The organism is Thermogemmatispora argillosa (assembly GCF_059696725.1).
On record NZ_AP019377.1, the window covers coordinates 3848336 to 3866196 of the forward strand.

Here is a 17861-nt window from a genome sequence, read left to right on the forward strand (position 1 = left end):
CCTGGATTATGAGATTGAACGCTTGCTTTGTCAAGTAGCAAAAGAGGAGAACTGCTGTTCGTTCCAGCGCAAATACGCTACATGCTGGATATGACCCTTGACGGCCAGGGCCCCAATATAGGAGGGAGCAGGCTCAATGGTCAGGAGTGACCAGCGCTCAGGGGCCTCTGGTTCCTCGCGGCTGGCCAATAACTTGGCGGGCACCCCGGGCGCTAGAGAGACCTCGAAGGCATCCAATGGCAGAGAGAGGCCCTGGCCACGCGCCTTGACGTAGGCCTCCTTACGAGTCCAGCAACGAAAAAAGGACGACAGCCGCTCCTCGCGTGGCAAACTGCAGAGCGTATGGTACTCTGCTGGAGAAAAATAGCGAGCAGCAAGCTGCTCCAGTTCCTTTTCAGGTAAAGGACGTAAATATTCCAAATCGACGCCAATATCTTGCTCAAGCGTAAAAGCATAGAGCGCGAGCGATTCTGCATGCGACAGATTGAAAGTGATCGGCAGCGACGGACCCGTGGAGGATGGGGCCAGAAGAGGTTTGCCCCAGGGATTGGTAAGCAGGCGTAGCTGCTGGGGAAGAAGGCCGAGATAGCGGCTCAGGATCATGCGCAAGATCGCACGGGCTACAATGAAGCGCTGACGATCCGGCTCGTAGCGGAAGCGCGCGGCCCGCTGGCACTCGCCAGGCTCTAAGACGGAAGCAAGCTGGTCTACAGCGCCAGGGGGCACGGCCAGCGAAGCGCACCAAATATGGACCTCGCCAGGGGGCAGGCCGAGGCGAGCTGGTGGCTCTGACCAGCACTGCCAGTCGGAGATACTGCTCATGGAAAGATCCTCCCCCTCGCTCGTTGCAGGTAGAGAGAGCGCGCCTGCTGGGATAAGCGAGCCTGAGTGCTGGATGCGCTGCGTCCCGTCTCGCCTGAGCGGGCGATCTACTCTGACCTGGCCGCTGCGCTGCGAAGGCTCTCCTCTTCTCCTCATACTCACCCTCTCATTCATTACAGACGGCTCAACCAGGCCCTCTGTTTCAGCCAAGTAATCCTGCTCAGAGAAGCCCTGCCAAGATTTTGCCCGGCCTCGGCGGCCATCCGCTGACCACGACTCAGGCTCCTTCTCTCCCGGGACTTGACAACAGCGGCAAGAGATGGTATAAATCCCAAAAAAGCAACCCGTTCGAACAGCGAAAGGCGTCGCGGGATGAGTAGCGGTCAGGCCGCATTCAGAGAGCGAACGGTTGGTGCGAAGTTCGTATGCTGGCAGACCGTGAAGAAGGTCCCGAAGCCGCGAGAAGAAATCGCTCGCCCACGAGAGGAGAGCGAGAGTAGACCTCTGCCGGAGCCCCCGTTATCGGGCAAGAGTGTGGTCCTTCTTCAGGCCAGTGACTATGGCTGCCCGATGGATTGCACTCGTTGAGGTCGCTGCCGTGAGGTAGCGACGAAGGAAGGTGGTACCGCGAGAGCCATCGTGTCTGCTGTGCTCTTCGTCCTTGCAGGGATGAAGAGTTTTTTTATTGATAAAGACTGCTGGCCAGGCTGTCTCGTCCGGCCAGCTCTCTGGAGTGGTTGCTGACAAGCGATACGAAAAAAGGCCTTGAAGGGGACAGGTAGCGGTTCCTCCGATAGCCAGAGAGCGAGCGGTTGGTGGAAAGCTCGTCTATCGTGAGCCGTGAGCAAGACCCTGGAGCCGCGAGAAGAAATCATCCGCCCACGAGAGGAGAGCGGGCGGGTGAGAGTAGACCTCTGCCGGAGCCCCCGTTATCGGGCAAGAGTACGCTGGTGTGCTCGCAGAGGCCGGTGCGCAGTAGTACCGGCGAATGAAGGTGGTACCGCGAGAGCCGTCGATTGAGCTAGTTGGCGCTCTTCGCCCTTCGGCATAGAGAAGGGGCGAAGAGCATTTTTGTTTGTATTGTGATTCCTTTGACTAGACTTGACAACAGATGCACGTTTTCACATGCTGCTAGTCAGGAGGAGGAGAAATGAGCAAACTGGTGGCGCTCTGTCCAGAATGTGAGGCCGAAATTGACCTGCAGAACCGCCTGGTAGGCGAGATTGTCTATTGTCCCGATTGCAATGCAGAGCTGGAGGTGACCAATCTGGACCAGCCAGCGGTAGCCCTGGCGCCACGCGTCGAAGAGGATTGGGGTGAATAAGCCATGCGGCTGGCAATTCTGACCTCGCGCATTCGCGTAGAGGAGAAGCTGCTGATCGAGGCCATGCGCCAGCGCGGCATCGCTTTCGACTTGCTCAATGACGGAGAGTTGTTGCTAGATCTGGCGCGGCCTGACGAACGCTGGCGCGCCTACGATGCCGTGCTCTGCCGAAGCGTCAGCCAATCGCACGGCCTGGCTGTAGCCCAGGTTCTGGAGAGCTGGGGGGTGCGAGTCTTCAATCGCCCGGCGACGACGGCCATCTGTAACGATAAGCTGCAGACCACACTAGCCTTGCTGCGGGCAGGCATTCCTACGCCGCGCACCCTGCTGGCCTGCAGCGCTGAGAGCGCCCTGCGGGGCATCGAAGCCCTGGGGTATCCTGCCGTCATTAAACCGACGACTGGTTCTTGGGGTCGTCTGCTCGCGCGCGTCAATGACCGCGACGCCGCTGAGGCCGTGCTAGAGCACCGCGAGACGCTCGGCTCCTATCAGCATCATCTGCACTACATCCAGGAATATATACATAAGCCGCAGCGAGATATTCGAGCATTTGTAGTAGGTGAGCGTACGATTTGCGCGATCTATCGCACTAGCGAGCACTGGATTACGAACACGGCCCGCGGTGCGCAGGCCAGCAATTGCCCAGTCACCCCTGAGCTTGACGTACTCTGCGTGCGTGCTGCCCAGGCAGTCGGTGGCGGTATCCTGGCCATCGATCTCTTAGAAGACGAAGAGCGTGGCCTGCTCGTCAATGAGATTAATGCGACAATGGAGTTCCGCAACAGCATCGCCCCAACAGGGGTAGATATCCCTGGTGCGATGTTGGACTATATCGAGCAATGTGTGATGCAAGGAGCGGAGCGATGAGTCAGGTGCGCGTGGCGATCATCGGCGGCTCGGGCTACACGGCGGGTGAATTGCTGCGTCTATTACTCTTTCATCCCCAGGTAGAGATCGCGCAGGTGGCTTCGAGCAGCCATACAAATCAGTATGTGCATAGCCTCCATCCCAACCTGCGCAAGCTCTGTAGCCTGCGCTTCTGTCATCCTGATGAACTGGCGACGTGTGACGCTCTCTTTCTCTGCCTGCCGCATGGAGCGGCGATGCAGGCCATAGAGCGCTATCGCAGTCTCGCGCCGGTTGTTATCGATCTCTCGGCTGATTTTCGCCTGCGCTCGCCTGACCTCTATGCGCGCTGGTATGGGCAGACGCATCCACAGCCGAAGCTGCTGGCCGAAGCCGTCTATGGTCTCCCGGAGCTGCATCGGCAGGAATTGCGAGAAGCTGCGCTCATCAGTGGGACCGGCTGCATGGCCACAGCGGCCATTCTTGGACTGGCGCCGCTCTATCGGGCCGGCCTTGTCGATGCCAGCCTGCCCCTGGTAGTAGAGGCGAAAGTTGGTTCATCGGCGGCTGGCGCGACGCCCGGGCCGGGTAGCCATCATCCTGATCGCAGCGGAGCGGTGCGCTCATTTCAGCCGACCGGTCATCGCCATAGCGCCGAGTTAATTCAGGAGCTGGGCGCCCTGGCAGGCGGCTCATGGCAGCAGACGCTAGCTTTCTCGGCGACCGCTGTAGAGCTGGTGCGAGGCGTCCTGATCACTGCCCAGGTTTTCCTGAATACCGATCTGGATGAGCGAGCCATCTGGCGCCTCTACCGCGAAGCCTATCGTGATGAGCCATTCATTCGCCTGGTGAAAGAGCGCAGCGGTGTTTATCGCTATCCTGAGCCGAAGATTCTGGCTGGCAGCAACTACTGTGACATTGGCTTCGAGCTGGATGCGTCTCAGCGCCGCCTGGTTGTCATGGCTGCGCTGGACAACCTCATGAAAGGAGCCGCTGGCAACGCCGTGCAGGCGCTCAACTGTCGTTTTGGCTGGAGCGAGACTCTGGGGTTGACCTTCCCGGGGTTACATCCGATCTGATCTGAGTTCTGTTGGGTTCGCTAAAGAGAGGAGGCACAGGCCATGACTCTGGTTGTCAAGATTGGCGGTGGGGCCGGTATTGATGCTGCGCCGATCGTTGACGAGATTGCGCGTCTGGTTACTGAAGGCGAGCGGGTGGTATTGGTGCATGGCGGCTCGCAGCTCACCAATGAGCTGAGCGAGCGGCTGGGCCATCCGATGCAGGTGCTCACAGCTCCTAATGGCATGACCAGCCGCTATACCGATGCAGAGACGCTGCGCATCTACGCGATGGCGGTGGCCGGTCAGATTAACACGGAACTGGTGGCACTCTTGCAGCGGCGCGGCGTCAATGCACTGGGGTTGGCTGGAGTCGATGGACGCCTGTTGCTGGCGCGGCGCAAGACAGCGCTGCGCGCCGTGATGCCCGATGGTCGTATCCGCGTGGTGCGCGACGATTATAGCGGTCAGATTGAGCAAGTCAACGCCCCGTTACTGCGCCTGCTCCTGGAGGCGGGCTACACACCGGTGGTGGCGCCGCTGGCCTTGGGGCTGGAGGGAGAACGCTTGAACGTTGATGGCGACCGCGTAGCGGCGGCCATTGCGGCGGCCTTGGGCGTGGAGACGCTGGCGATCCTGACCAATGTGCCGGGCCTGCTGCGCGATCTGGCCGATCCGACGAGCGTGGTGCGTGTCATCGCAGCCCCGGATCTGGAGGAGTATCTCCCCTATGCTCAGGGGCGCATGCGCAAGAAACTGCTCGGCGCTCGCGAGGCTCTAGCGGGTGGAGTGCAGCGCGTGTGCATTGGCTCTAGCTCGCTGGCGGCGCTGCTGGCGGGTGACGGCACGGTCATCACCGCCTCTGTGGATCTGAGCGAGGCTGGTGCTGCCTCCTCCTCTTCCTCCTCCTCCTCCATTCCTGCTCTCTCGGGGGAGGTGCGGCGATGAGCACTCTCAGCGAAGCAGTCGCGCAGCCCGAGACGCTCATCGAGCTGGAGCGCCTTTACAGCAGCGGCGTTTACAATAAGCGTCCGGTGGAAATTGTGCGCGGTCAGGGGGCGCTGCTTTGGGATGCCCAGGGGCGTTGCTACATTGACTGCGCCGCCGGGCATGGAGTGGCGAACATCGGGCACGGGCGGACAGAGATCGCCGCGACGCTGGCGGCTCAGGCTCAACGCCTGATCACCTGTCCCGAGAGTGTCTACAACGATATGCGGGCGCGTCTACTCGCTCGTCTAGCGCAGCTCATGCCTGCCGGTCTGCAGCGCTTCTTTCTCTGCAATAGCGGGGCGGAAGCTGTCGAGGGTGCTCTCAAGTTTGCCCGCCTGGCAACCGGACGACCGGGCATTATTGCCACTCTACGCGGTTTCCACGGGCGCACTTTCGGGGCGCTCTCGGCCACCTGGGAGCGGAGCTATCGCGAGCCATTCGCTCCTCTGGTGCCAGGGATCACGCATGTGCGCTACAACGATCTGGCGGCTCTGGAGCGGGCGATTGACGACCAGACGGCAGCGGTTCTGCTTGAGCTGGTCCAGGGCGAGGGGGGCGTACATGTCGCTGATCCGGCGTACGTCCAGGAACTGGCCACACTCTGTCGAAAGCGTGGGGTCCTGCTGATTGTCGATGAGGTGCAAACCGGCTGCGGTCGCACGGGGCGCTTTCTGGCCTGCGAGCATTACGATCTGCAGCCTGACCTGCTCTGCCTGGCGAAAGGGATTGCCGGCGGGCTGCCGATGGGAGTAGTGGCCCTTGGCGAGCGCGTGGTGGCCAGCGGACGTCTCACGCCGGGCGTGCACGGCAGCACCTTCGGCGGCAATCCGCTGGTCTGTGCCGCAGCTCTGGAGACGCTCGATATCATCGAACGTGAAAAGCTGGCCGAGCGAGCGGCGCGCCTGGGGCAGCATGCGCTAGAGCGACTGCGCGCCATCTCGTCGCCGCTCATCCGCGAGGTGCGTGGTCTGGGCCTCCTGCTTGGCGTCGAGCTACGTACGCGCGTGCAGCCCTATCTAGAAGCGCTGCTGGAGCGCGGCGTACTGGCCCTACCGGCAGGGCCTAACGTGATCCGCCTGCTCCCGCCGCTGGTCATCAGCGAGGAGCAGCTTGATCAGGCTCTTGACTGCCTGGCGGAGGTCTTGCAGGCTGATCAGTCGAAGGCGCCAGGCGAGCGGCGTGCGGCGAACCCAGGGGTGATCTCGGAAGGGGCGGTCTCCCAAGAGCAGGCGGAAGTCGATCTGCTCTATCGCATGGTCAGCATTCCCAGTCTCTCCGGTCAGGAGCGATCTCTTGCCACCTGGCTCGCTGAATATCTCCCCCATCTGGGGCTACAGACCGAGCTTGATGCGGTCGGCAATCTGATTGCTACAGTCCCTGTGGCCACTGAAGCTGCAGAGCGGGCTCCGCTGGTGCTGCTCGGGCATCTCGATACGGTCCCCGGGGCCATTCCGGTGACAATCCGTGAGGGTAAGCTCTACGGGCGTGGGGCGGTCGATGCCAAGGGGCCACTAGCGGCCTTCCTGGCGGCGGCGGCGCGCCTGGCAAGGCACAGCAGGGCCGGGCTCCGGCGTCCCATCGTCGTCATCGGCGCGGTTGAGGAAGAGGCGGCTACCTCGCGAGGGGCGCGGGCTGTGGTTGGGCGCTATCGTCCCGCTGCTTGCATTATCGGCGAGCCGAGCGGCAGCCGGGCGGTGACGCTCGGCTATAAAGGGCGACTGCTGGTTGATGGACGGGCAGTGCGTCCCTGTGGTCACAGCGCCGGACCGCGCCAGACGGCGGCGGAGGCCGCAGCGGCTTTCTGGGAGCGGATCAGGCGGCATGCTGAGGCGTGGAATCGAGAGCATAGCGGTACATCAGCTTTTGCGGCGCTGCAACCGGTGCTGCGCAGCATCGAGAGCGGTCAGGACGGTCTGCAAGAATGGGCAACGCTGCGTATCGGCTATCGTCTGCCACTGGCCTACCCGGTGCAGGAACTACGCGACGAGCTGCGGCGCTGGGCGGCGGAGGCAGAGCTTGAGGTCGACTTCAGCGGCGAGGAAGCTGCCTTCCAGGCACCGCGCACAACCAGGCTGGTGCGCGCCTTTGTGCAGGCCATGAGGGCAATGGGAATCCAGCCTGCTTTGAAAGTCAAGACTGGGACCTCTGACATGAATGTCGTCGGACCGGTCTGGGGACCGGAAATTGTGGCTTATGGTCCGGGCGATGCGCGCCTGGATCATACCCCCGAGGAACACCTTGCTGTGGAGGAATATATGGAGGCCATTGCCATACTGGAGCGCGTGCTGATGAGCCTGGCCCAGGAGGCGGCTGGCGGAGAGGAGGGAGAGTCGTGAGACGACCGCTGCATATTCTGGATACAACCCTGCGAGAGGGTGAGCAGTTTGCCGGCGCTTTCTTCAATCTGGAGCAGCAGCTCACGATTGCTCGTATGCTGGATGCCTTCGGCGTCGACTTCATTGAGGTGCCGTCACCGATCGCCTCGCCGCGCATCCGCGACGCCATCGAGCAGCTCTGCGCACTGGGGCTGCGGGCGCGCATTGTGACCCACGTGCGTTGCGTCGAGGCGGATGTTGAGGCAGCCCTGGCGACGCCCGTGGCCGGTATCAATCTCTTCTACGGTACCTCTCCTGAACTGCGATCATATAGTCATGGAAAGCGCATCGAGCGGATTATCGCCGACGCCGTGCCGCTGATTCAGCGTATCCGGGCGGCGGGACGCTATGTACGCTTCTCGGCTGAGGATGCCTTCCGCAGTGATCTGGTCGACCTGTTGACCGTCTTTGATGCCGTGGTAGAGGCAGGAGTGGAGCGTATCGGCCTGCCCGATTCGGTCGGCATCGCTACGCCGCGCCAGGTAGAGCGCATCATTCATCTCTGCGCTGAGCGCTATCCCCAGGTGGGAATCGAGTTTCACGGCCACAACGATAGCGGCTGCGCCATCGCCAATACCATTGCTGCCTATGAGGCCGGGGCCGATTGCCTGGATGTGACCGTGTTGGGCATCGGAGAGCGCAATGGGATCGCTTCACTCAGTGGCTTGGTGGCCCAGCTCTACCTACACTATCCCGACACGCTCCAGCAGCGCGATCTAAGGCAATTGGCGCCTCTAGATGCCTACGTTGCTCAATGTCTTCATCTCCCTATTCCCTTTAATAATCCGATCACGGCGCCGTATGCCTTCACGCACCGGGCGGGCGTTCATACGCGGGCCATTCTCAACAATCCGCGAGCCTATGAGATTCTTGATCCAACGGACTTCGGCCTGGAGCGCCGCGTCGATCTCGGCTCGCGCTTTACGGGCAGCCATGCTATAGCTCATCGGGCTGCGGAACTGGGGCTACAGCTCAGCGATGAGCAGGTGCGAGAGCTGACCTGGTCGCTGAAGATGCGTGCTGAAGAAGGGCCGCTTTCACCGGAGGCGGTCGATGCCTTTATTCGATCCTGGTATGAAGAACAGAGGAGTACGGCATGGGAACGCTAGCCGAAGAGATCTTTAGCTATAAACTGGGCCGGCCAGTGAGCGCTGGCGAGATTGTGATTGTCGACGTTGATCATGTTATGAGCCATGACACGACCTCGCCGCTGGCTATTCAAGCCTTTCGTAAGCTGACGGGCGAGCGTGGAGGGCGCGTCTTTGATCCGGCACGTGCCCATATCATCTTTGATCACATCGTCCCGGCAGCGACCGTAGCAGCGGCCACCCTCCAGCGCGACATTCGGGCCTTTGCGCGTGAGCAGGGCATTCAGATCCTTCAGGAGGGCATTTGTCACCAGGTGATGCCGGAGCGCGGCTTTGTGGCGCCAGGCGAGATTATCGTGGGAGCTGACAGCCATACCTGCACCTATGGCGCGCTCGGCGCCTTCGCCACCGGTATGGGGTCGACCGATATTGGCGTTGCCTATGCTACAGGGCGAAGCTGGTTCCGTGTCCCTGAGACCATCAATGTGCGCCTGACGGGCCGTTTGCAGCCGGGCGTATATGTCAAAGATGTAACCCTGGAGCTTGTGCGCCGCATCGGCGTGGACGGGGCCAACTATCGGGCCCTGGAGTATAGTGGCCCACTGGTTGAGGCCATGTCGATCAGCGAGCGCTTTACACTCTGCAACATGGCCATCGAGATGGGCGCCAAAACCGGGCTGGTGGCACCTGATGCCACGACCGAGGCCTGGCTACGCGGGCGCGTCAACCGTAGCTATCCCATGCTGCAGCCGCAGAATCCACGCTATGAGCGCGTAGTGGAAGTCGATGTCTCGGATCTTCCACCGTTGATTGCCTGCCCGCCGGATGTCAATAACGTTGTCCCGGTTGAGCAGGTAGAGCATATTCAGATCGATCAAGTCTTCCTGGGCACCTGCACCAATGGTCGACTGGATGACCTGGCCATTGCCGCCTCGATCTTGCGCGGGCGCACCATTCACCCCAATACACGCATGGTGGTGATTCCGGCTTCGCGCGAGGTCTATCTGGAGGCGTTGCGCTTGGGTTACATTGAAACCTTCATCCAGGCGGGGGCCTCAGTGGGCACGCCGGGCTGTGGTCCCTGTATTGGCAGACATTTCGGCGTCCTGGGTCCCGGTGAGCGCGCCCTGACGACGATGAATCGCAATTTCACTGGACGCATGGGTGACCCCACGGCCGAGATCTATCTAGGCAGTCCAGCCACGGTAGCGGCGACTGCCATCACCGGACACATTACTGATCCACGCCAGTTTCTGGCCTGAGCCTGAGCGTGGTAACCGGGCGGCGAAGCTGGCCTCGGAGCCTCGGAGCTATCAGTGACGCCTGCTTTTTCAGGCAGGTAGAGGGCCAATTGCTGCAGAGAGTGAGAGAAGGAGCGAGAAAAATATGGGGCGTATATGGAAGCTTGGTGACAATATCAATACCGATGTAATCATCCCAGGGCGCTATAACGTGACGACTGACCGGGCGCAACTGGCAAAATACTGTCTTTGTGAGATTCTGCCCGAATTTGCGGCGCAGGTGCGGCAGGGGGACATTATCATGGCGGGCCACAACTTCGGCTGTGGTTCCTCGCGCGAGCATGCCCCGGCGGCCATTCAGGCCAGTGGTGTCAAAGCGGTGGTAGCCCGCAGCTTTGCCCGCATTTTCTACCGCAATGCCATTAACATCGGGCTACCAGTGCTCATCTGTGAGGAGGCCGTCCTCAATAGCGAGGACGGTCAAGAAGCCGAAGTTGACTTAGAGCAGGGGGTGATTACTAATCTGACCACCGGGCAACGCTTTCAGGCCCAGCCGCTGCCGCCCTTTATCGCCCGGATTGTGGAGGCTGGGGGCATCATTGAATATATTCGGCGTGAGGGCACGCTGCGATGAGCGCGAGCATCTTTCGGCGGAAGCTGGCCCCGGGCGAGTCGGACATCATTTGTGTGGTAGCAGGAGATGATGCCGCGCCCGAAGTGGTCTGGCCCACGGTGGAAGTCCTGCGCTGCCTGGTACCGGAGCTGCGCTTTGTCGAGGGCTGCAGTGGGCGCGAAGCTGAGAAGCGCTATGGGACGGCCTTCCCCCAGGAAACGCGTGAGCTGATCGATCGGGCGGTGTGTACGCTCTTTGGGGCCAGTGGCGGACCGAGCCGGCCCGTGCTCTGGTATCTACGCTGGGGCAAGGATACGCGGGTCAACGTGCGTCCAGTGCGCTGGCAACCGGGCTATCGCAGTCCCCTGCGTGAGCCGGAGCGCGTCGATTTTGTCATTGTACGCGACAATCTGGAGGGCATGTATCCGCCGCGCGAGGGGGATCTTGCCGAGCTGACGGCCCTGGCAAGTAGCCGCAGTTGGTGGCAGCCGCCGCCGGTAGAGCGAAAGGGGGCCTATGCGGTACGCATCTGTACCGACGAGCAGATGGCCTATGTAGCGCAGGCGGCCTGTGAGTTAGCGCTGCAGCGCAAGGCCCAGGGCTATGCGGGACGGGTGACGCTGGGGGCCAAGTATTCGATTCAGCCGCGCACCGATGGACGCTTTCGCGAGATTGTGCGCGAGACAGTGGGTCGCTATGCGGAGCTGGAGTATCAGGAATTTCTCATTGATGACCTGGCGCGGCGCATGGTAGCGGTCCCAGAGAGCCTCGATGTCGTCGTGCTGTCGAACGAGCATGGCGATATTCTGGCCGATATGGCTGCCGGCTGCATTGGAGGCCTGGGTTTGGCGCCGAGCGGCTGCTATGGCCCCACGTATGCCTATTTTGAGCCGGTGCATGGCTCGGCCCCGGACCTGGTCGGCAAGGGAGTGATCAACCCGACGGCCATGCTGCTCTCTGGGGCGATGTTGCTGGATTATCTAGGCTATGAAGAGTCGGCCCAGCGTCTGAGAGAGGCCATTGCTGAAGTATATCGGCGTGGGCAGGTGCTGCCTCCTGATCAGGGCGGCGCGGCCACAACGGCGGCATTCGTGGAGGCGGTGATGCGCTTGCTCTCGTAGACGAGGAGCCTCTAGAGGATAAAAGTGCGCCTCGGCTGCGTCTGGCGGCGTATGCTAGCTACCAGATGCAGCCGGGGCGTGCTTCTTTGTTGGGTCTTTTGGAATGGGAGAGGCCGATACTGCTGGACCTGAGTTGCTCCTTTCGGGGTCAGGTCAGAAAGCGCAGGGGAGCAAGCAGCCACTCGCTAAGGCGCACGTACCAGGGACGCTGCTCCCAGTCTTCCAGGCTCAGCTCAAAGGCGTTGGTCTTGTCGTACTTGAAAAGGACCTCCATCTGACGGGCCAGGTCGCTGTTATAGATCTCTACATTGATTTCATAGTTGCCGATCGAGCTGAGGCGGTCGAGGTTGGCGGTGCCGATGGTCGACCATTCGCCATCGATGGTACAGGTTTTGGCGTGGAGCATATGACGGTAGCCAAAGATGCGAATGCCGGCCTTGAGGCACTCGCTGAAGTGGCTGCGTGAGAGCCAGTCGGCGATGATGTGGTTAGACATCCAGGGGACAAGGATTTCAACGTCGACGCCGCGACGGGCGGCAGCCTTGAGGGCGTCGAGCAAGATGGAATCGGGGACAAAATAGGCGTTGGTGAGGTAAATGAATTTCTGGGCGCGATCGATGGCCTCAATGTACATGTCGCGGATGGGGAACATCAGACGCAGGGCGCTGGTGCCGCGCACATTGATGAGCGGGTTGAAGCAGCGCGGGTGGCGCCGCGTGATGCGTTCGTGTGGAGGCACATGCTGGTTCCAAAAGTCGACGAAGGACTGAGCCAGGTCGGCGGCGGCTGGCCCGCGGATGCGCAGGTGAGTGTCGCGCCAGCTCGTGGCATAGGTTTCGCCAATGTTGTAGCCGCCGATAAAGCCGATCTTGCCGTCGACAACGAGCAGTTTGCGATGGTCAAGGGCGTAACGCCGGGGGTCAAAAAGGTGCCAGGGATAGCGGAACGCCTGGTACTGAAGCACATGGATGGTTGGGGGGAAGATTTTGAATTTGCGTGGGACGACCAGGTTGGCGAACCAGTCAAAGATGACGTAGACGGCGACACCTTCTTCGGCCTTACGAATGAGGTGCTCTTTGAAGGCGCGACCGATGCTGTCATCTTTCCAGATATATGATTCCAGATAAATAGTCTCTTGCGCAGAGTCGATGGCGGCAAGCATGTCATCGTAGAGGTCGCGTCCGTAGTCGTAGAGCTGCAGGTGGTCTTCGCCGATGGTGACTTCTGCGAAGCGGGTATGTGGGAAGCCGCCCTGGGGAAGATAGCGCTTGCGCTGGCGCGAGATGACTTGCAGGATGATCAGGGTGATGGCTTGCGCGCCGAGGATAGCCCCCAGAGCCCGTAAGAGTAGACGCTTCAGGGAGAGATGACGGGCGAGGAAAATGAGCAATGCCATCGCTGTGCTACTCAGACTGCTGCGCTCTCTGTTCTTCATATGGTCAATCTCCATTTGTTCCGCGAGGATGGCGGGTTGGGTTGTTTGGGCTGTTCGGTGCGGACTGATGTGTCGTGTGCCGCCAAGCTGACTGACTGGTGAGCAAGCTAACCCCCGTTGCCCTCTGCTGTTCCTGGCTGCCCTGATATGATAGCGTACTTTGCCCCCTCGGGGAAGGTGACAATGGACTAGGCTTAAAAATCATTGGCTGATCGTCACCCTGGGCAGGAACCCCCCTGCTACTTCCTGGTCATGATCAGCCCTTAGTTCTGTATGAGTATTGCTGGTCACTTGTGTAACAATGGATTGCTAAAAGGCTGTATATATGGTACATTTGCATGTTGTTAGATTAAGGAAATAAAGGTATTTTTTACTGAAAAATTTTGTGCCTACTAAGGTCACTGGCATGTATGACCAAATAAAATTTTCTGAAATTTGTGTAGGAGTCCATATCCTCCTTTGAGGAAAGGGATCTATAACTATGCTATACTCCTATTGCTTGCCGGGTAGGGCGACCAGAACGTGCTGTAGACATCAGAAGGAGGTAGTGCAGCTGTGGCCTATGCGCTGGTAGCACTCGATACTGATCGCATCAAAAGCTATGTCTTCGGCACCGACCGACTAAGAGAGATCCGTGGAGCCAGCTCCATCCTTGACCGACTCAACCGTGAGATCATGGAGGAGATTGCCAGGGACCTCGACCCCAGGGCGCAGGTGGTCTATGCCAATGGTGGCTCAGGCCTCTTCCTACTGGCCGAAGACAAAGCCGAGGAGTTCGTGAGGCGCGTTCAGGCGAAGTATAGCGAAGAAACCCGGGGTGGGGCTACTGTCACTGGCGCTGTGCAACGGCTGCCAGCGGGATTGGCAGAGCGTGATCTGTGGAAGGCCCATCTGCAAGAGCAGCTTGCTCTGCTGCTCTACAAGCTGCGCCGTGCCAAGGAATGCCCGCCAGCCACCGTGGCCCGGCCATCCCATCCGCTGTTTCAGCTCTGTGACTCCTGTGGCCTTGAATATGCTGCTGGCCAAAGCCCCTGGAGAGAGCCTCGGGAAGAACACCAGCGCTACTGCGCTATCTGCCTTCAGAAGAGAAGTGAGGATGCTCAGATCAAGAAAAGTATTGAGAAAATGGCGGCCAGGCCACAGGAGGTGAGGCCAGGCTCTGGCGAAGACGCGAAGCAAGCGGTACTTTGGGCCAATCTGATCAATCGGTTACATAGAATAGCGCCTGATTACTTTCTCAAGGATGGCCAGCCAATCGTGCCCAAGCGCCCGCGTGATATCGATACCTTGCGCTCCGTAGCCAGCGCCAGTCAAGGCAGCATCAGGGACTATCTCGGCCTCATCTACGCCGATGGCAACGGCATGGGCGGCAAGATAGAAAAATGCTTGACCCTTGGCGAAATCAAAAAATTCGCCAAGAGCATTGACGATGCCATCTACGAGGCCCTGGCGACCGCTGTCGCCAGGCACCTTTCCCCGGTCCACGTCAGCGGCCTGCTCGCTGAAGAAGACGAGGAAAATGGCCAGACGGAACAAGGCGGTCAACCGAAGAAAGATAGTTATTTCTTCCCCTTCGACGTGCTTCTGCTTGGCGGTGACGACCTGATGTTGCTGACCAGCGGCGATCGTGCCCTTCAAGTAGCGCTGGAGGTGGCCCGTGTCTTCCGCTCGGAGGCGCGTGAGCAGCAGGGCACGCTCTCGGTGGGGGTAGTTTTTGCTCCCCTGAAGTATCCCTTTGGTCTGATGCGCAGCCTGGCTGAGAATGCACTCAGGTTCGCTAAAAAGCAGGCTCATGCTAGCAAATGGCATAGCACCGGAGACGATGACGATACGCGCCTCAATTTCCTGGTTGTCGCGGGCGCTGCTACCCACGAGTTTGACTATCTCTACCAGACAGTCTACTCCAGGCGCGAGGGCAACAGCGAATTCTGCGCCACGCTGCGCCCCTATCGACTCCCCGTGCTGGAGGCTCTCCTAGAAGCCATTCGCCAGGCGAAGCGCCTGGGTTTTCCGCGCTCCAAGCTGCATCAGCTCCGCGAAGCGGTTCTCAAGATGAACCGGACCAGCACCGTTCTCGCGGCGCTGGCTGCTTTGCAGGGCTGCCACGACAGAGAGCGTGAGTTCCTGCTGAGATGGCTCTATGACTTCAATCAGCGCTATCTCCTTCAGAATGGCCAGCCGGCAGAAGAGGCCGGCACCATCCAGGGGTTCCCGCGAGTGATCTTCCCCTGGTCGTGCCTGCAAGCCCCAGGCCAGTCTGGACGAGAGATCTACCTGACGCCTCTGCTTGACCTGGTCGAACTCTACGATTTTGTAGCCGTACAGGAGGGCGAGCGTGAAAGCGAGGACTGACCGCCTGTCGATCGATTACAGCTTAACATTCCTTACTCCCTTCCACTTCGGGACCGGCTTCCGCTGGGGATTGGTCGATCGTACAGTAGCGCGTGATCGGCACGGCTGGCTCTACGTACCCGGGGCTACCTTTAAGGGGGCCGTCCGCGAACGCTGCGAGCAATTGGCCCGCACCTACGAAGAGCTGGCTGAAATGCGCCATCTCATGGCTACCCCGCATGATGATGAGCTTGCCCTGCGCGGCCTCGGGTCACGTGTCAGCATGATCACACGTATCTTCGGCTCGCAGATGCTGCCCGGAACGCTCTTCTTTGACAACGCCCGCCTCTCGACAGCCTCAGAGACGGCTTCGACTGCAGGAACAGCACCGGCAACAGAAGGAGCGCAAGAGTCCCCCGAGGCTCTGGTAACTTCCTATACCCAGGTGCGTCTGCGGCGCCTCACGCGCACGGCGGTCCCTGGCGCCCTCTACACTAGCGAGTTTGGTCGGCGCCATCTGACTTTCCACGGCACGATTCGCGGCTGGCTGACCTGCCTTCCTCTTGATGAGAAACCGCGTAGCCCAACCTACTCGCTGCTGCTCTTGCTCGCTGGCCTGCATTTAGTCGAGCAGCTCGGAGCCAACAAGTCAACAGGCAAGGGACGTTGTCGCTGCGAGGTACTGCGTCTGGAAATCAACGGCGAGGAGTATCCTCCCGAGGAATGGCGCGGCTGGCTAGCCCACCTCGACGAACTGACGTACTATTCGACGGCGCAGGAGGAGGAGATGAAGGAATGAAAGCTTTCTCCCTACTGCTGCAAGCTCGCTCTCCGCTGGCCATTCGCGCTGATCATGCCCCCGCTGGGTTTGATTGCCTGGACTACCTGCCTGGCACCAGTCTAGCTGGCAGCCTGGCCAGCCTCCACCGTCTGCTCTATCCGGCCCAGCGCGAGGAATTCAGGCGCCTCTTTCTCAGCGGGAGCGTCCAATTCCCCGATCTCCTGCTCGCGCCCCTGGTCGTACGGAATGGGAGCGGGACCAGGCAAGAGACACCGCTGAGTCCTGTCTATCCTCTACCTCGTACAGCGCAGAGCTGCAAGCGCTATCCTGGCTTTAAGAGCGGTAACGGCCCAGAAGCCAGCGAGAGCGGACATGGCGTTTACGACACCCTCTTCGCCTGGGCCGCCTTTGCTCTGCAGTCCAATGATGAACCGCGAGCTATCAAAGCTCTCCAGAGACAGCACTTATGCAAGGTCTGTAGTGCTCCAATGGAGAGTATTGCCGGCTACTATGCGCGCCAAAACGGGGCCTTCCATCTGGCCGATTACCGGGGGCGGCGGCACTTGCAGACCCATACCGGCATCGATCGCCTGCGGGGAACCGTGCAGGAAGAGATTCTTTACAATCGTGAGGTTCTGGAAGAGGGAACCTGCTTCTGGGGATTGTTAAAGGCCGCCGACGAAGAGGCTCCCCTGCTTCAGCGCTTTCTTGAGGAGGCGGGCCATTCGGGTCTGGTGCGCATCGGAACGGGACGCACGCGCGGCCTCGGCGCAGTTGAGCTGACGCTGACTCCCCTGCAAGATCCGTCGCTGTCTTTGGCCGGTTTCCGCGAGCGCCTGCTGACCTTCGATCGCAGGCTGAGGGACTATCTGACCGACTACAAGATTCCAGAGCCATGCCAGGGTCGGAAGCCTTTCTACTTTGCGCTCACGCTCTACTCGCCGACCATCCTCTGCGATGAATTCCTGCGCTATCGTGGTCGCATCGATGAAACAACTCTGGCGGAGCTGCTCGGTTCACCTTTCACCAGCAATGATGTGCGCTGTCTCCACACGGCGGCGGCTGTGTGCCGTGTCACAGGCTGGAACGACCTGTGGGGGCTGCCGCGTCCGGCGGAGTACGCCATTGAACGCGGCTCGGTCTTCCTCTTCGCCTACTGGGAGCGTAGCGATGTCGACCTTGATCGGCTGATTGAGGCCCTTTTCCGCCTGGAAGAGGAGGGCGTCGGTCGCCGTCGCAACGAGGGTTTCGGTTGTATACGTGTTTCTGATCCTTTTCATTTTGAGGTGTTAGACCATGAGCACAAAGGCCAAGGCTATCCCGGAGAGTCAGCTTGTGATTGCTGTGAGTAAGGAAGCCGATAAACCGGACTTCTATGATCTGGCCGAACGCCTTGGATACCATGCAGCAATCGCCCTGAAGAAGGAACATCGCTCGCAGATGACCGGGCTGGAGGCTGTCGCCAATGGAACGCTCAAACGTAGCGATGTCCTGGACTATGTCAAGAAGCAGATCGCACGCTTTGGCTATTGGCGCCTGCCATCGCATAACGATGAGATCGATCCACAGACGGGATTCGGCGAGCGTTTGCTGCTTGTCCTGGAGCAGGATCTAGCCAAGCGCGCTGACAGAGTCTGCCAGGAGCTGGGCATCGGCGAGAAAACTGAGGAGGACCGTCAGCTGCGTCGGCATGTGCATCTACTGCTGATGCGTCAATTTATCCGCTCAATGGTGGCCCACTATGAATTTCGCTCAATGGTGGAGGGCCACAAGGAGGTAGAAGCCTTTATGGAGCGAAGGAGGTAGCGCTCATGCTCTCCGGGCAGCAGATCAGAG

Annotated in this window: 15 protein-coding genes; 13 read left to right on the top strand and 2 right to left on the bottom strand. The window is 60.1% G+C overall.

Annotation, left to right across the window (positions count from 1 at the left end; all coding sequences use genetic code 11):
• Positions 1-30: 30 nt before the first annotated feature.
• Positions 31-822, bottom strand: a complete 792-nt coding sequence (locus tag AC6H1L_RS14945; RefSeq protein ID WP_497598286.1) for a 4'-phosphopantetheinyl transferase family protein — start codon at positions 820-822, stop codon at positions 31-33.
• Positions 823-1972: 1150 nt separating this feature from the next.
• Between AC6H1L_RS14945 and lysW the strand changes: the two genes are divergently transcribed.
• From lysW to AC6H1L_RS14990, 9 genes are all read left to right on the top strand, one after another.
• On the top strand, positions 1973-2146 hold the full coding sequence (lysW, locus tag AC6H1L_RS14950) for a lysine biosynthesis protein LysW (RefSeq protein WP_497598287.1): 174 nt from the start codon (positions 1973-1975) through the stop codon (positions 2144-2146).
• 3 nt (positions 2147-2149) lie between these two features.
• Positions 2150-3013 carry a lysine biosynthesis protein LysX gene (gene lysX / locus AC6H1L_RS14955; protein WP_497598288.1) on the top strand — a complete coding sequence of 288 codons (864 nt, stop codon included), beginning with the start codon at positions 2150-2152 and terminating at the stop codon, positions 3011-3013.
• Positions 3010-4071: an N-acetyl-gamma-glutamyl-phosphate reductase gene (gene argC, locus AC6H1L_RS14960; RefSeq protein WP_497598289.1), complete on the top strand. Its 1062-nt coding sequence runs from the start codon at positions 3010-3012 to the stop codon at positions 4069-4071. Before lysX ends, argC begins: the two co-directional genes overlap by 4 nt.
• Positions 4072-4113: 42 nt before the next feature.
• On the top strand, positions 4114-4998 hold the full coding sequence (locus AC6H1L_RS14965; protein ID WP_497598290.1) for a [LysW]-aminoadipate kinase: 885 nt from the start codon (positions 4114-4116) through the stop codon (positions 4996-4998).
• The gene (locus tag AC6H1L_RS14970) at positions 4995-7376 is read left to right on the top strand and encodes a [LysW]-lysine hydrolase (RefSeq protein ID WP_497598291.1); all 2382 of its coding nucleotides are present in this window, start codon (positions 4995-4997) and stop codon (positions 7374-7376) included. The genes AC6H1L_RS14965 and AC6H1L_RS14970 overlap by 4 nt, the downstream gene beginning before the upstream one ends.
• Positions 7373-8524, top strand: coding sequence for a LeuA family protein (locus AC6H1L_RS14975; protein WP_497598292.1), 1152 nt, complete (start codon positions 7373-7375; stop codon positions 8522-8524). The genes AC6H1L_RS14970 and AC6H1L_RS14975 overlap by 4 nt, the downstream gene beginning before the upstream one ends.
• Positions 8512-9765, top strand: a complete 1254-nt coding sequence (locus tag AC6H1L_RS14980; RefSeq protein ID WP_497598293.1) for a 3-isopropylmalate dehydratase large subunit — start codon at positions 8512-8514, stop codon at positions 9763-9765. The genes AC6H1L_RS14975 and AC6H1L_RS14980 overlap by 13 nt, the downstream gene beginning before the upstream one ends.
• A gap of 124 nt (positions 9766-9889) precedes the next feature.
• Entirely contained in the window at positions 9890-10378 is a 489-nt protein-coding gene (locus tag AC6H1L_RS14985; protein ID WP_497598294.1) for a 3-isopropylmalate dehydratase small subunit, read from the top strand.
• Positions 10375-11478, top strand: coding sequence for an isocitrate/isopropylmalate family dehydrogenase (locus AC6H1L_RS14990; RefSeq protein ID WP_497598295.1), 1104 nt, complete (start codon positions 10375-10377; stop codon positions 11476-11478). The genes AC6H1L_RS14985 and AC6H1L_RS14990 overlap by 4 nt, the downstream gene beginning before the upstream one ends.
• A gap of 148 nt (positions 11479-11626) precedes the next feature.
• Here AC6H1L_RS14990 and AC6H1L_RS14995 read toward each other — a convergent pair whose 3' ends face one another.
• Positions 11627-12913 (bottom strand): phospholipase D-like domain-containing protein, encoded by a 1287-nt coding sequence (locus AC6H1L_RS14995; RefSeq protein ID WP_497598296.1) that lies wholly within the window; start codon positions 12911-12913, stop codon positions 11627-11629.
• A 555-nt stretch (positions 12914-13468) separates the two neighbouring features.
• Here AC6H1L_RS14995 and AC6H1L_RS15000 point away from each other — a divergent pair.
• From AC6H1L_RS15000 to AC6H1L_RS15015, 4 genes are read left to right on the top strand one after another with little or no spacing between them, the layout of a single operon-like run.
• Entirely contained in the window at positions 13469-15265 is a 1797-nt protein-coding gene (locus tag AC6H1L_RS15000) for a Cas10/Cmr2 second palm domain-containing protein (RefSeq protein ID WP_497598297.1), read from the top strand.
• Positions 15249-16043 (top strand): RAMP superfamily CRISPR-associated protein, encoded by a 795-nt coding sequence (locus tag AC6H1L_RS15005; RefSeq protein ID WP_497598298.1) that lies wholly within the window; start codon positions 15249-15251, stop codon positions 16041-16043. Before AC6H1L_RS15000 ends, AC6H1L_RS15005 begins: the two co-directional genes overlap by 17 nt.
• On the top strand, positions 16040-17377 hold the full coding sequence (locus AC6H1L_RS15010) for an RAMP superfamily CRISPR-associated protein (protein WP_497598299.1): 1338 nt from the start codon (positions 16040-16042) through the stop codon (positions 17375-17377). Before AC6H1L_RS15005 ends, AC6H1L_RS15010 begins: the two co-directional genes overlap by 4 nt.
• The gene (locus AC6H1L_RS15015; RefSeq protein WP_497598300.1) at positions 17322-17831 is read left to right on the top strand and encodes a hypothetical protein; all 510 of its coding nucleotides are present in this window, start codon (positions 17322-17324) and stop codon (positions 17829-17831) included. Before AC6H1L_RS15010 ends, AC6H1L_RS15015 begins: the two co-directional genes overlap by 56 nt.
• The last annotated feature ends 30 nt before the right edge of the window (positions 17832-17861 follow it).

Bases quoted from the DNA above. Each gene is read 5' to 3' on its own strand.
- lysW (WP_497598287.1), top strand. From the start codon at position 1,973: ATGAGCAAACTGGTGGCGCTCTGTCCAGAATGTGAGGCCGAAATTGAC.
- AC6H1L_RS15015 (WP_497598300.1), top strand. From the start codon at position 17,322: ATGAGCACAAAGGCCAAGGCTATCCCGGAGAGTCAGCTTGTGATTGCT.
- AC6H1L_RS14945 (WP_497598286.1), bottom strand. From the start codon at position 822: ATGAGCAGTATCTCCGACTGGCAGTGCTGGTCAGAGCCACCAGCTCGC.
- lysX (WP_497598288.1), top strand. From the start codon at position 2,150: ATGCGGCTGGCAATTCTGACCTCGCGCATTCGCGTAGAGGAGAAGCTG.
- AC6H1L_RS14980 (WP_497598293.1), top strand. From the start codon at position 8,512: ATGGGAACGCTAGCCGAAGAGATCTTTAGCTATAAACTGGGCCGGCCA.
- AC6H1L_RS14985 (WP_497598294.1), top strand. From the start codon at position 9,890: ATGGGGCGTATATGGAAGCTTGGTGACAATATCAATACCGATGTAATC.
- argC (WP_497598289.1), top strand. From the start codon at position 3,010: ATGAGTCAGGTGCGCGTGGCGATCATCGGCGGCTCGGGCTACACGGCG.
- AC6H1L_RS15010 (WP_497598299.1), top strand. From the start codon at position 16,040: ATGAAAGCTTTCTCCCTACTGCTGCAAGCTCGCTCTCCGCTGGCCATT.
- AC6H1L_RS14990 (WP_497598295.1), top strand. From the start codon at position 10,375: ATGAGCGCGAGCATCTTTCGGCGGAAGCTGGCCCCGGGCGAGTCGGAC.
- AC6H1L_RS14970 (WP_497598291.1), top strand. From the start codon at position 4,995: ATGAGCACTCTCAGCGAAGCAGTCGCGCAGCCCGAGACGCTCATCGAG.
- AC6H1L_RS14965 (WP_497598290.1), top strand. From the start codon at position 4,114: ATGACTCTGGTTGTCAAGATTGGCGGTGGGGCCGGTATTGATGCTGCG.
- AC6H1L_RS14995 (WP_497598296.1), bottom strand. From the start codon at position 12,913: ATGAAGAACAGAGAGCGCAGCAGTCTGAGTAGCACAGCGATGGCATTG.